At 37.2% G+C, this 12,761-nt stretch carries 9 protein-coding genes; 6 read left to right on the top strand and 3 right to left on the bottom strand.

Going from position 1 to position 12,761, the window contains the following annotated elements; genetic code table 11:
• Positions 1–303: 303 nt before the first annotated feature.
• Both AC0VYJ_RS12415 and AC0VYJ_RS12410 read left to right on the top strand, forming a co-directional pair.
• Complete coding sequence (locus tag AC0VYJ_RS12415) at positions 304–1,797, top strand: peptide MFS transporter (protein ID WP_475365322.1); 1,494 nt, start codon at positions 304–306, stop codon at positions 1,795–1,797.
• Between the two features lie 624 nt (positions 1,798–2,421).
• Positions 2,422–2,742, top strand: a complete 321-nt coding sequence (locus AC0VYJ_RS12410) for a hypothetical protein (RefSeq protein ID WP_475365321.1) — start codon at positions 2,422–2,424, stop codon at positions 2,740–2,742.
• 469 nt (positions 2,743–3,211) lie between these two features.
• Here AC0VYJ_RS12410 and AC0VYJ_RS12405 read toward each other — a convergent pair whose 3' ends face one another.
• Entirely contained in the window at positions 3,212–4,393 is a 1,182-nt protein-coding gene (locus AC0VYJ_RS12405; RefSeq protein WP_475367487.1) for an ROK family protein, read from the bottom strand.
• A gap of 138 nt (positions 4,394–4,531) precedes the next feature.
• On the opposite strand from AC0VYJ_RS12405, the gene AC0VYJ_RS12400 reads away from it, so the two are divergent.
• The 4 genes from AC0VYJ_RS12400 to AC0VYJ_RS12385 all read left to right on the top strand — a co-directional run bounded on the left by AC0VYJ_RS12400 (position 4,532) and on the right by AC0VYJ_RS12385 (position 9,891).
• A complete protein-coding gene (locus tag AC0VYJ_RS12400) occupies positions 4,532–5,833 on the top strand; it encodes an extracellular solute-binding protein (RefSeq protein WP_475365320.1) in 1,302 nt (433 codons plus the stop codon).
• Positions 5,834–6,037: 204 nt separating this feature from the next.
• A complete protein-coding gene (locus AC0VYJ_RS12395; RefSeq protein WP_430242945.1) occupies positions 6,038–6,916 on the top strand; it encodes a carbohydrate ABC transporter permease in 879 nt (292 codons plus the stop codon).
• Positions 6,917–6,929: 13 nt separating this feature from the next.
• Positions 6,930–7,751, top strand: a complete 822-nt coding sequence (locus AC0VYJ_RS12390; protein WP_475365319.1) for a carbohydrate ABC transporter permease — start codon at positions 6,930–6,932, stop codon at positions 7,749–7,751.
• 28 nt (positions 7,752–7,779) lie between these two features.
• A complete protein-coding gene (locus tag AC0VYJ_RS12385; protein WP_475365318.1) occupies positions 7,780–9,891 on the top strand; it encodes a glycoside hydrolase family 52 protein in 2,112 nt (703 codons plus the stop codon).
• 105 nt (positions 9,892–9,996) lie between these two features.
• On the opposite strand, the gene xylE is transcribed toward AC0VYJ_RS12385, so the two are convergent.
• Together xylE and AC0VYJ_RS12375 are read right to left on the bottom strand one after the other, a co-directional pair.
• On the bottom strand, positions 9,997–11,379 hold the full coding sequence (gene xylE / locus AC0VYJ_RS12380) for a D-xylose transporter XylE (RefSeq protein WP_475365317.1): 1,383 nt from the start codon (positions 11,377–11,379) through the stop codon (positions 9,997–9,999).
• Positions 11,380–11,567: 188 nt separating this feature from the next.
• Positions 11,568–12,188, bottom strand: a complete 621-nt coding sequence (locus AC0VYJ_RS12375) for a YesL family protein (protein WP_475365316.1) — start codon at positions 12,186–12,188, stop codon at positions 11,568–11,570.
• Positions 12,189–12,761 lie beyond the last annotated feature (573 nt).

Raw genomic sequence — 12,761 nt, 5'->3', positions numbered from 1 at the left:
CCTAAAAAAATTTTAAACGAGTCAAATGTTAACGTGACAAACCTAGATCAAGAGATTGAAATGTTATCATGTGTACTTAAACATAATAAAGTAATGAAAATGAGAATAAGTCTGCCGTTCAAATTGGATGGCGGGCTTATTTTCATATTTATTACAGTACCTTAATAAATTTTTAATTATCTTAAAATAACTTAATATTTGAAAAACAAAAAATGTTTTTGTTTATATTAAAGGGTTTCAAACTATTTTTGACTTTATTAAAATATTAAAATATTATAGTAAAGGAATAAGGGAGGTAGTAACATGTCATCATTGAATAAACAGAAAATTGTGGATAGCGTCCCTCAAAAAGGTTTCTTTGGACATCCGAAGGGATTATTCACTTTATTCTTCACAGAATTTTGGGAGCGCTTTTCCTATTACGGAATGCGTGCCATCCTTGTATTCTACATGTACTATGAGGTTTCAAAAGGCGGTCTGGGTCTAGAGCAAAACACAGCTTTAGCAATCATGTCGATTTATGGTTCACTTGTATATATGTCCGGAGTAATCGGAGGCTGGTTGGCAGATAGGATATTCGGAACTTCGAAAGCCGTTTTCTACGGTGGAATATTCATCATGTTTGGTCATATTGCATTATCATTTCCAGGAAGTTTAGCTATGTTCTTTGTTTCCATGGTATTGATCGTTGTGGGAACAGGACTATTAAAACCGAATGTTTCAACTGTGGTTGGAGAAATGTACAGCGAAAGTGACACGCGCCGCGATGCAGCTTTCAGTATTTTCTATATGGGTATCAACCTTGGTGCATTCATTGCCCCGCTAATCGTTGGTAAGCTTATGGAAACAAAAGGATTCCATTGGGGATTTGCAGTTGCAGCTGTCGGTATGTTCGTAGGTCTTGTTGTATTCATGTTAACTAAGAAAAAGAATCTTGGTCTAGCTGGTACTTATGTTCCAAACCCGCTTGCGCCATCTGAGAAGAAGAAATATGGATTAATCGCAGGGTTAGTTGTGGTTGGTCTTACTATTATTTTAGGTATTACGATTCCTGCTGGCTTATTTACATTAAACGTATTTATTAATTTAGTAGGCATCTTCGGTATCGTCGTTCCAACCATTTACTTTATCGTGATGTATTATAGTCCGAAAACAACGCAAACTGAACGTTCCAGAGTCATCGCTTACATTCCATTATTTATTGCAGCTGTTATGTTCTGGGCAATTCAAGAACAGGGTTCAACCATCCTTGCAGTTTACGCAGATAAACGAACTGAACTGGAATTCATGGGAATCAGTATATCCCCAGCTTGGTTCCAATCGTTAAACCCGTTATTTATCATTCTATTAGCTCCAGTATTTGCTTGGATGTGGGTGAAACTTGGCAATCGTCAACCATCGATTCCTAAGAAGTTTTCATTTGGTCTATTGTTTGCTGGTTTATCATTCTTAGTGATACTACTGCCTGTATATTTGGGAGGAGAGGATTCACTAGTAAGTCCATTATGGCTTGTGCTTAGCTATTTTATCGTTGTGCTTGGTGAGCTATGCTTATCACCAGTAGGTCTTTCTGCCACAACCAAATTAGCTCCAGAAGCTTTCTCTGCTCAAACTATGAGTCTATGGTTCTTAGCTTCAGCTGCCGCACAAGCATTGAATGCACAACTTGTTCGTTTCTATACACCAGAAACAGAAACGCTGTACTTCGGGGCAATCGGAGGTATGGCAATCATATTGAGTATTGCACTATTCCTACTTTCACCTAAGATCCAGAAATTGATGAAAGGTGTAAAATAATTCATTTAACCCTCTGAATGTTTTCAGAGGGTTTTTATATACTTGAAGGGGAATGGAGTGGCTTCTTCAATGCCAGTAAAGTAGAAAAGAATTCCGCTATATAACGGAGTTCTAATCTAACAATTAGAAAAAGTCACATTCACATGTTCTTTTACGACTTCTTCTACGATTATCTTTAAAAAGATAGGCTCCTTTTAACTGGAATTAAAGATTGAGTTATGTGGATTCTTTTGAAATAATTGGTATTAATCCAACGTTCAGTAAGATTGAAATAGCGTTAAATAATAAGACGCTAATAAAAGTATTGATTTGCTTTAAGAGGATTATATTTGAATACCGTAAGACTAGATAAGGTTATCTTATTAACCATGATCACTGCAGCTCCGGAATGTACAATTCTACCGTATCTTGGAATAATTCCGGATCTTTCACTATTTTTCATCTTGCCTCATAGGAGTAATGGCTTCTGTCCTACGGATACAAACCAGTAGTTGAAAACACCGTTAACACATATCGATGTTCCGTAAACTCGGGGTTATCTGGAATAAAGTTCATAGACAAGTCCGTGTTAGTGGCAATTAGTTTGGGTTTGAGAAGAGAAAACTAAGGCATGGGAGGGGAATTATGGGAGAATACCACAATGAAAAATCTATATTAAAAACAAAATTGCAAAAGTTGATTTATATCATACTCTGCCCTGTTGTAGTAGGAATTGTTATTTATATTATTACACTGATTGAAGGCGAGCCGTTTCGGTTAAAAGCTGAGTTGCCATTAATGCTTGGACTATCGATACCACAATGGATTATTATTCTGTTTTTTCCTCATTTTTACGGTTCAGCAGGAAAGAAAGAAAGGCAAAAAGAGAATCAAATTCTGAGGAATACCATCTTTTGTTTGTTAATTTTAACTATCATTCTACTTATCATTTTGTTATTTAATTAACTAACTTTAGGAGTGTAATAATTATTCCACAGTCAGCGATTTTTAACATCACCGATTTAAAAGGATTGTAAAAGAAACGTCAGCAAGGGGTATGAACGGTGAGAAGATTGCAAGCTGTCGATGTAGCCGAATGATCAGATTCTTTATGATGAAGGAATAATTGAAATGTATGGGGAAGAATCACTTGCATTTGTAAGAATGGGGAAGGGTGATGTAAATACTGTTTACTCAAGAGAGGAAAGATAATATAACTTTTACATTAGGCGATTAAAGGTGAGTTTTATTGAGCGGGAGATCAAATGACAATAGAAGAGCTAAAATGTTTGAACATTTGTTATGATAATAGCACTCACATGCATGTATTTATCGAATTGATTATCCATTAAAAATCGGAAAAAAGAACAACTATTGACTGTTTCTCTTTTCCGATAAGTAACATACTAGGTAGCAAGTAAAGCGGTGCTCTCTTTTAATTAACTAAATCGATCTGAAGAAAGTTTTCAACTGTAAAGGCTACTACGCCTAGGGCAGAAGAATGAGTTGAATGCTCAGAAAAATCAATCCTAAGTCCTTTTTGTTGAAATCTTTGTGTATGATCCTTGATATGTTTGTTTATTGGTTTTTTTAGCCATTTTTTGGCTGAAGCGAGACGATTTCCTATGATAACTTGTTCCGGATTGAATATATTTATGATATTGTTAATGCCGATTCCAAGGTAAGTTCCTATTTCTTCAAACAAATCAGCAGAACGCTGATCCGTATTAGCCAGTTTAATTAATGCATCTAAACAAAGTTCTTTTCCTTTGTGTGGGTTTAACTTTAATTCTTTAGCTTTTTTAAGCAAAGTATTCTCGGAAGCATATAATTCCCAGCACCCCTTATTCCCGCAGCGACATTCGAGGCCATTCACATCAATTGTCATGTGGCCCATCTCTCCTGAAAAACCCTCATGACCCTGATAAAGTTTACCGTTCAAGAGTAAACCAACGCCAATTCCAATTCCAGCACTAACATATACAATATTATCAAATGCCTGACCAACTCCGAATTTCTTTTCGCCATATGCTCCAGCATTTGCTTCATTTTCGATGATAACTGGAATGGCAAACTCATCTTCAATAATGGTTTTTAACCTAATGTTCTTCCACCCCAGGTTTGGAGCTAATAAAATTTCGCCGTCTTTATTCACAATTCCTGGTACGCCAATTCCAATTCCTATTACACCATATTTGCATGAAGGAGTGTTCATTGAAAGACTCTTGATCATGGCAATGAGTTGAGACTCAATTTTTTTATATGTTAAATCATAGAAATTCAACTTTTCCTCTTTGACAATGTTGCCATTTAAATCTGTTAAGATGCCTAACATGTAGTTTACACCTAGATCAATTCCAATTGAAAAACCGGCAAGCTCGTTGAACAGAAGCATAACGGGTCTTCTGCCACCACTCGATTTTCCAGGGCCAGATTCATATATCAAATCTTCGAGAAGGAGCTCGCTGACAAGAGAGGAAACAGTACTTTTATTAAGCCCGGTCATTTTCGCTATATCCGCTCGTGAAATCGGAGTATTGTCTTTTATTACTTGTAGTACGATCGATTTATTCCCTCTTTTTACAACGTGTTGATTCCAAGTGTGGTTTAGTGTCATTTTCATTTTGTTCCCCTTTTCGATTAACTTCTTACCAGTATTCTAACATAAACTTAGTTTATCCAGTAGACAAACATAAATACATTTGCTATTCTGAATTTACGGAAAGCGGTTTATTAATTATGAGGGGGATTTTAGATGGGTTATAAGAAAGCGGTTACATTTTTTGTGATGGTTATATTCACGGTCTTACTAGCTACAGGTTGTGCTTCTTCAAGTAGTAATGAAGAATCGAGTGGTGATACGAAAACGATTGATTTCATGCACCTTTGGCCTGAAGGGAGTTCTAAAGATCACAATAGAATTGTAAGCGAAATCATTTCGGATTTTGAAAAAGAAAACCCGGATGTGAACGTTAACCTTGAAGTGCTTAGTAATGAACAATATAAAGATAAGTTAAAAGTATTATCTACGTCAGAACAGCTACCCGATGTAGGAATGACTTGGCCGGCAGGATTTTTGGAACCTTATGTGGATGGTGAGATGTTTACACCGCTAGATGATGTTCTGGATGATGGATTAAAAGATCAATTTGTCTCAGGTACAACTGAGGCATATGGGATTGATGGAAAGACGTACGGACTTCCACTTGAATTAAATATTGCAACTGTCTTCTATAACAAAGCGATTTTTGAGAAGTATGGTCTTAAGGCGCCTAAAACGTATGAAGAATTAAAAAACGTAGTAAAAACATTGAATGAAAATAATGTGGAACCAATCGCACTAGGAAATAAAGATAGATGGACTGGCTCATTGTGGTACATGTATCTTGCAGATCGAATTGGTGGATCAGACGTGTTAACTAAAGCTATTGATCGTTCTGGCACTTTTGAAGACCCGGCCTTAGTGTCAGCAGCAGAAAAGGTTCAAAACCTTGTAGACATGGGAGCGTTTGAGAAGGGGTTTAATGGCCTGTCAGATGAAGAAGCCAAAAGTATGTTTATGAACGGACAAGCTGCTATGTATTTAATTGCAACTTGGGATCTACCAAACTACACGACGAATGAAGATGTTCCTCAGGAGTTTAGAGATTCAGTTGATTTCTTTAAATTTCCAACAGTTGAAGGTAGTGGTGTTGAGAATAGTTTCGTTGGTGGTCCAGGTGTTGGGCTTTTTGTAGCGGAAAATTCGGATGTGAAAGAGGAATCGAAGGAATTCGTTAAATTCTTCGTAGAGAAGTGGGGAGAGAAGTCTGTAGAAGAAGCTGGCGTAATCCCTGCAACCAAAGTGAATAGTGAAAATCTAGAGCTTCCAGATATGTACAACGATGTACTGAATGAATTAAATGAATCTAGTAATATCACTTTGTTCGCAGATGTGCAAATGAAGCCAGAGGTGGCCCAGATTCACCTTGATGCCATTCAGGCGCTTTTCGGAGGAGAAATTACACCGAAAGAGTTTGCGAAGTTGCACGAGAAAGCACTCTCAGATTCTGAGTAATGGGAAATAAAAGTATAGCTGGCCTCTATTGTAAGTGAGGCCAGTTTCTTTCCTTTCTAATAACAAAAATAGTTAATAAAGAGGCGTCTCAAATTTACTTTGTATTTTGTTTAAACATATTAATTTTTTCAATGAAAATAATGTGGTCGTCCTCTCGAGCGAGTAGGTAGCATTTTCTAATCTGAACAGTATGGAGTTGTGGTTATGAATAAAGTTATGTCGAATAAGTTTGTCATTGCGTTATACGTTCTACCATCTCTGTTATTAATAGGGATCCTCATCTTCATTCCGTTACTATTGAGTGGTTATTATGGGTTAATGGATTGGGATGGTATAAGTGCGATGAAATTTATTGGAATGGATAATTATATCAATGTTATTCAGGATGATAAGTTTTGGGATAGTGCTCTACATTCTTTTCTTCTTGCATTGTTTTCAACACTCAGTTTGATTATCTATCTGGCCATTTCTCTTATCCTCGTATCGAAGATAAAAGGTGCCGATCTATTGAGGAAAATCTATTTGATCCCTATGCTTTTATCTTCTGTTGCGATCGCACAGCTATGGATTAAAGTCTACAATCCAAATAATGGGATACTGAATAGTATTCTTATAGGGATTGGAATTGATAATCCGCCTTCATGGTTAGCGGAGCCTACGCTTGTATTATACGCCATTTTTATCCCAATTCTATGGCAGTATGCAGGGTTTTACATATTGATCTATTATGCTGCGCTTAAGAATATTCCAGATTCGATTATTGAAGCTGCAAGGATTGATGGGGCATCAGCTCTGCAAATCGCTTATAAAATAAAACTTCCTCTTATTATGGGCGTCGTAAAAGTGACTGTCGTACTTGCCATTGTAGGTTCTTTAAAATATTTTGATCTCATTTACGTTATGACTGGCGGAGGGCCGAACGGGGCTAGTGAAGTTATGGCTTCCTATATGTATAAGCTAGCTTTTTCAAATTATGAGTTTGGCTATGGAAGCGCGGTAGGTTTTATGCTTCTTCTAATAACGTTGGTCGTGACACTCATCATTCGTAAACTGACGGAATCGGATGAAAATATCCAGTACTAGGAGGGCTTCTTTTATGAATCGTTTAGGTTATGTCTTGCTCTATCTCTGCTTAGGGATATTAGGTTTATTTCAAATATATCCAATCATTTGGTTGTTCTTATTCTCTCTGAAAGATAATCAAGAGATTTTTTCGGGATCTCCTTTTTCCTTTCCCAGCAAGTTTAATTGGGAAAACTACCAGAAGGTTTGGGATGGAGGGATTGCCCTATATTTCTTCAATAGTGTATGGATTACAGCGGTAGCCATCCTATTAACAGTGCTATTAGCAAGTATGACTACTTTCGCGATAACAAGAATGAATTGGAAATTCAGCAAACTAGTACTGGGCTTATTTATGATTGGTTTGATGATTCCGATTCATTCAGCTCTCATTCCATTGTTTAATATGTTTTTAAATGTGAATTTGATTGATCATCCATTGTCTATTGTTATCACTTATACGGCATATAACTTACCGATCACAATGATGATTTTACTAGGATTCTATTATACGTTGCCCCGTGAGATCGAAGAAGCAGCGATTATTGACGGTTGTTCTATTCATAGATTGTTTTTTAGAATTATTTTGCCAATGACGATTCCAGTTATGTCTACAACCGTAATTATTAATATGATTTATAACTGGAATGAGTTTGTATTTGTTAACACGTTTATTAGCTCAGATAAGTACAAGACGTTAACGGTTGGTATTCAGAATTTCATTGGTCAGTACATGACGGATTGGGGGGCAATCGGAGCTACTTTGATCATTAGTGTGCTACCGATTTTAATTGCATTTATTTTTTTCAGTAACAAGGTTGTAGAAGGAATATCATCTAGTGCAGTTAAAGGATAGCCTATTATAGGAAAAGAGAGGGATAGTTATGCCAGAAAACAATTTTTTTAATGCTCATCATTCACCGATTGGTGCTTTCTCAAGTTTTACATTTGGTTATGGGGGTAATGGTGGTGGACTCGATTTAGAACTAGGGCGTTCACCGAGGAAGAACATATACGTTGGACTGGAATCACTGAAGCAAGAAGGTCATTATGATGCTCTTCCATTCTTTGATGCGAATGACGATGAGAGTAAGCGGTATGATATTGAGAACCCGGATCCTAACCCAGACAATCCTAACATCATTATTTCCTTTCCCAAAGACCAAGTTGAACGAGATTTTCAACTATGTACGGATACCTGGAAAGCAGGTGATTTAACATTTACGGTGTATTCACAGGTTCATACAGTAGAGAATCCAGAAACAGCAAGCGAAGAGGAATTGAAACGAACGCTTGTCCCAGCAGTTCTAGCAGAATTAACCATTGATAATACAAAGGGAGAGAGAAAGCGTCGAGCCTTTTTTGGATACGAAGGGAGCGACCCCTATTCTTCGATGCGGCGATTGGATGATACGGCAGAAGAATTGGCAGGTATCGGTGAAGGAAGAATAACGGCTATAGCAAGTAAGAAGGCTGAAACGAAGTCAGCTATGCACTTTAGTATGGAAAATATCCTAACTACTCCTTTCGAGGAAAATTGGACGTTTGGTCTCGGACCAGTAGGTACGCTTATTGCTGATGTTCCACCAGGGGAAAAAGCGACGTATAAATTTGCCATCTGCTTCTATCGAGGTGGAATTGTGACAGCTGGTATGGATACTTCTTATTTCTACACAAAATACTTTTCAAACATAGAAAGCGTAGCAAACTTCGCCATTGGAAACTTTGATGAGCTGAAACAACGGGCACTGCAAAGCAATGCGATGATTAGTGAAGCAAATTTATCGAACGATCAGAAGTTCATGATGGCCCATGCGGTCCGTAGTTATTATGGAAATACTCAATTACTTGAACATGAAGGGAAGCCTTTCTGGGTAGTTAATGAAGGCGAATATCGCATGATGAATACATTTGATTTAACAGTGGATCAGTTGTTTTTTGAGATGAAAATGAATCCTTGGACAGTGAAGAATGAATTGGATATGTTCATTGATAGATTCAGTTATGAAGATCAAGTTCGTTTTCCAAATGAAGAAGAACTGTATCCAGGTGGAATCAGTTTCACTCATGATATGGGCGTAGCGAATACGATTAGTCGTCCACACTACTCTTCTTATGAAGTTTACGGGATTGATGGATGTTTCTCTCATATGACAGGGGAGCAGCTGGTTAACTGGGTACTCACTGCGTCAGTTTATATTGAACAAACCCATGACGAACAATGGTTATTAGAAAACTTAACTATTTTTAAAAGCTGTTTCGAGAGTATGTTAAATCGCGACCATCCAGACCCAGTTCAGCGCAACGGATTGCTGGGGCTGGATTCAAGTCGTGTTATGGGCGGAGCAGAAATTACGACGTATGATAGTTTGGACGTTTCCTTAGGGCAGGCTAGGAATAATATTTACCTTGGAGGGAAAATGTGGGCGGCCTATGTCGCGCTAGAAAAGATTTTTTCAGAACAAAGGGAAAAAGAGCTGGCTACATTAGCTGGAAAACAAGCAGAGAAAAGTGCTCATACGATGGCAAGTCATTTGACGGATTCAGGCTATATCCCTGCTGTGATTGGGGAGAATAATGATTCTAGAATTATTCCTGCAATTGAAGGGCTAATCTTTCCATATTATACGAATTGTAAAGAAGCTCTTGATCCGGAAGGAAGATTTGGGGAGTACATTAGGGTTTTAAAAGCACATCTTGATACGGTTCTAAAAGAAGGCGTGTGTAAGTTTGAAGATGGAGGGTGGAAAATTTCCTCTACTAGTAACAACTCCTGGCTTAGTAAAGTGTATCTTTCTCAATTTATTGCTCGTGAAATATTGCATCACGTTGATGAAAACGGAGCAAAAGCGGATGCGGCGCATGTGAAATGGCTGACACATCCAGAATTGTCAGTTTGGAGCTGGAGTGACCAGATTATCTCTGGTGAAATAACAGGAAGTAAATATTATCCCCGAGGAGTTACAAGTATTCTATGGTTAGAAGAAAAGAAATAATACTGACAAAAGGACGAAACCGATTAGGTTTCGTCCTTTTGTTTTGCTAAGTGTGGGAACATTACAATGAACAAGCTCCCCGAGAAGCGAGGAGCTTTCATGAGATTAGGCCAATTTCTTTTCCTTATTACCTTTTTTTCGTAAAAGCATTTCTAATTCTTCTAATGATTTACCTTTTGTTTCAGGAACAAACTTCCAAACAAAAATGGCTGATAGAATACTCATAATTCCATAAAAAGAGTATGTAAGACCACCGCTTACTTCCATCATCATAGGATAAGTAGAAGAGATTAAGTAGTTAGCCGCCCATTGAGCAGCAACTGCGATTGCGACGGCTTGTCCTCGGATTTTGTTCGGGAAAATTTCTGAAATTAATACCCAAACGATCGGTCCCCAGGACATCATAAAGGAAGCTGTATAAATAATAATGAAAACTAAAGTGGCAATACCGATAATGCCAGAGAAAGCCATTCCAGCTACGCCGAACATTCCGATTGTCATACCGATTGAGCCGACAATGAGAAGGGGTTTTCTGCCCCATTTGTCAACCGTTAAGATGGCGATAATCGTAAAGATCACATTGACTAATCCCATGATAATCGTCTGAACCATTGAGGCGTCTCGTGCTGCTCCCATGCTTTCAAAGATTCGTGGTGCATAATAGAGAGCGACATTTATCCCTACAAACTGTTGGAAAATAGATAGCAAAATACCTATAAATACGATGGTTTTCCCAAAAGCAAAGAGTTTTGCTTTATTCGTGTCAAATGAATTTTTTATCTCATATAGGGTTGCCTTAGCCATCGTTTGATCATGAATTTTTGAAAGGATAGCAAACGCTTCTTCATTTTTATTGATAGATACGAGGTACCTTGGTGTCTTAGGCACCGTAAACAATAGCAACAAGAATAATAGAGCTGGGATAGCTTCAGAAGCAAACATATACCTCCAGCCTATATCATTCATCCATTCTAGGGGGTGCCCCTTAGCGATGCCCCAGTTAACGAAATAGACGACGAGCATCCCGAAAATAATAGCGAATTGGTTAAGAGATACTAACGTTCCTCTTATATTAGATGGAGCGATTTCTCCAATGTACATTGGAGAAACAGCTGAGGCTAATCCAACCCCGATCCCACCTATGATTCTATAAAGATTAAACATAATTAACAAAGAGTAAGTCGGCTCCTCACCATAGCCAAAAAACAAAAATTCGGGATAAGCTGAGCCGAGAGCTGATAGTAAAAAGAGTACAGCAGCTAGTATAAGAGAATATTTTCTGCCAATCTTTTTGGAAAAGTAACCTGATAAAACCCCACCGATGATACAGCCAATTAACGCACTTGATACAGTAAGTCCGTGAACCAGCGAGCTAAGCTGTAAATGATCTGAGAAGTATGTCTGTAGTGACCCTTCTGCCCCAGAAATTACTGCCGTATCGTAACCGAATAAAAGTCCTCCTAAAGTTGCAACAAGGGTGATTAACATAATGTAAATGCTCCGTCTTAGTTCCATTTTTTTACAGAGTAGAGAATATCTACTCTTTCCTCCCTTCAAATGAAATCGCTTGCAATGTTTTCATTTTATCAGAGGTTTCTTAGTTTGTATAGTGGATAAACTAACTATAGGTTTATTTTTATTTATGTTAGAAATCACTGGAGCATGTTTGTAAGTTCTCATAGATGTTGAATCGAGTTTTTACTGGTTACTTTAGAAAATGCATGAAGAGATAGCCACATAAGAATGAAAGCTGTTGCACTTCCTCCGAAGATAAACGCTAGTGCAGGTAGTAGTTTAATTATAAAATAGATAGACGTTAGACAAATAACCATCATTATCGTAGTTAAGGGGCTAAGCAACATTATAAAGAAAGTATTTTTGAAGACAGTGCTCAGCTTAATTTCGAAATGAACAAAAGTAGGGAAAATGTATAAGAATAGTAGTCCAATCAATAGAATAAAAGCGAACAAAGGAATATAAGTCCATTGAACTGGATGTATCTGCTTGATGTAAAACAAATCAAGACAGATAAAGCCAATCAAGAAATATAAAATTGCTCCTAGAATATTTCCTTTCCAAAAATCTGCTTTATAATAATGCCAGAATGATTTACTGATTGATAACTGTGTATTTCCTTTTAACCATTGTCTAATAACAGCAAACATAGCAAGCGTAGAAGGGAAGATCCCAAGTAGAATCCCTCCTCCTAATGAAAATAGTAACCAAAGCAAATTGAGAAGAGCTAGTTTCGTAATCCACTCAAAGGTACTATAAAAAGCATTAAATGTATTTGTCATTTCTATACCCCCGTCTTAAAACATAGCTATTAGCTTATGTGTTTAGATTACTATAAACTAAAAAAAGTATATCACAATAGCCTGATACTCCTCGTTATTTGTTAACTGCTATCGTAGTGTTTGAAATGAATTTTCTATGAATTTGAGTAGGATAGATGAATGTTATATCGTCGTCTAAGTTAATATAGCAGCATTTACGACTTCCTAATTTGGGGGGAGGGATATAATGAAATCCGATCAATATAAGAACGTTGAGGCAAGCAGAAGCAATATTTGGAGGAGTATATATGGCTAGCAATATAAATGACTTACAGAGGGGGGGCGGATCGTACCCCATTTTTTTAAGTAAAGAAGATCGGTAGAAGCAGAAAATTAAGTTGACTGTAAGTGCATTCGTGAAAGAGAAATACCATTGGATGAGTAATCTCTTACTAGTGATGGAGTCTTATTTTTCCAAATCAACTATTAATGATATAACTGCCTCTACAACTAGTATCTATTTGACTAAATTATTAATATTGTTCACTTTAGTAATTTTAAACTTAGTTTATCTAATAGACAAACTAATGTAGG

Source organism: Anaerobacillus sp. 63XJN7_5_ISO-PGPR-S23-430 (assembly GCF_056173695.1).
This window is presented reverse-complemented; position numbering and strand designations above follow the sequence as displayed.

Coding starts and splice junctions, on each gene's coding strand:
- AC0VYJ_RS12415 (WP_475365322.1), top strand. CDS start 304: ATGTCATCATTGAATAAACAGAAAATTGTGGATAGCGTCCCTCAAAAA.
- AC0VYJ_RS12410 (WP_475365321.1), top strand. CDS start 2,422: ATGGGAGAATACCACAATGAAAAATCTATATTAAAAACAAAATTGCAA.
- AC0VYJ_RS12405 (WP_475367487.1), bottom strand. CDS start 4,393: ATGACACTAAACCACACTTGGAATCAACACGTTGTAAAAAGAGGGAAT.
- AC0VYJ_RS12400 (WP_475365320.1), top strand. CDS start 4,532: ATGGGTTATAAGAAAGCGGTTACATTTTTTGTGATGGTTATATTCACG.
- AC0VYJ_RS12395 (WP_430242945.1), top strand. CDS start 6,038: ATGAATAAAGTTATGTCGAATAAGTTTGTCATTGCGTTATACGTTCTA.
- AC0VYJ_RS12390 (WP_475365319.1), top strand. CDS start 6,930: ATGAATCGTTTAGGTTATGTCTTGCTCTATCTCTGCTTAGGGATATTA.
- AC0VYJ_RS12385 (WP_475365318.1), top strand. CDS start 7,780: ATGCCAGAAAACAATTTTTTTAATGCTCATCATTCACCGATTGGTGCT.
- xylE (WP_475365317.1), bottom strand. CDS start 11,379: ATGTTAATCACCCTTGTTGCAACTTTAGGAGGACTTTTATTCGGTTAC.
- AC0VYJ_RS12375 (WP_475365316.1), bottom strand. CDS start 12,188: ATGACAAATACATTTAATGCTTTTTATAGTACCTTTGAGTGGATTACG.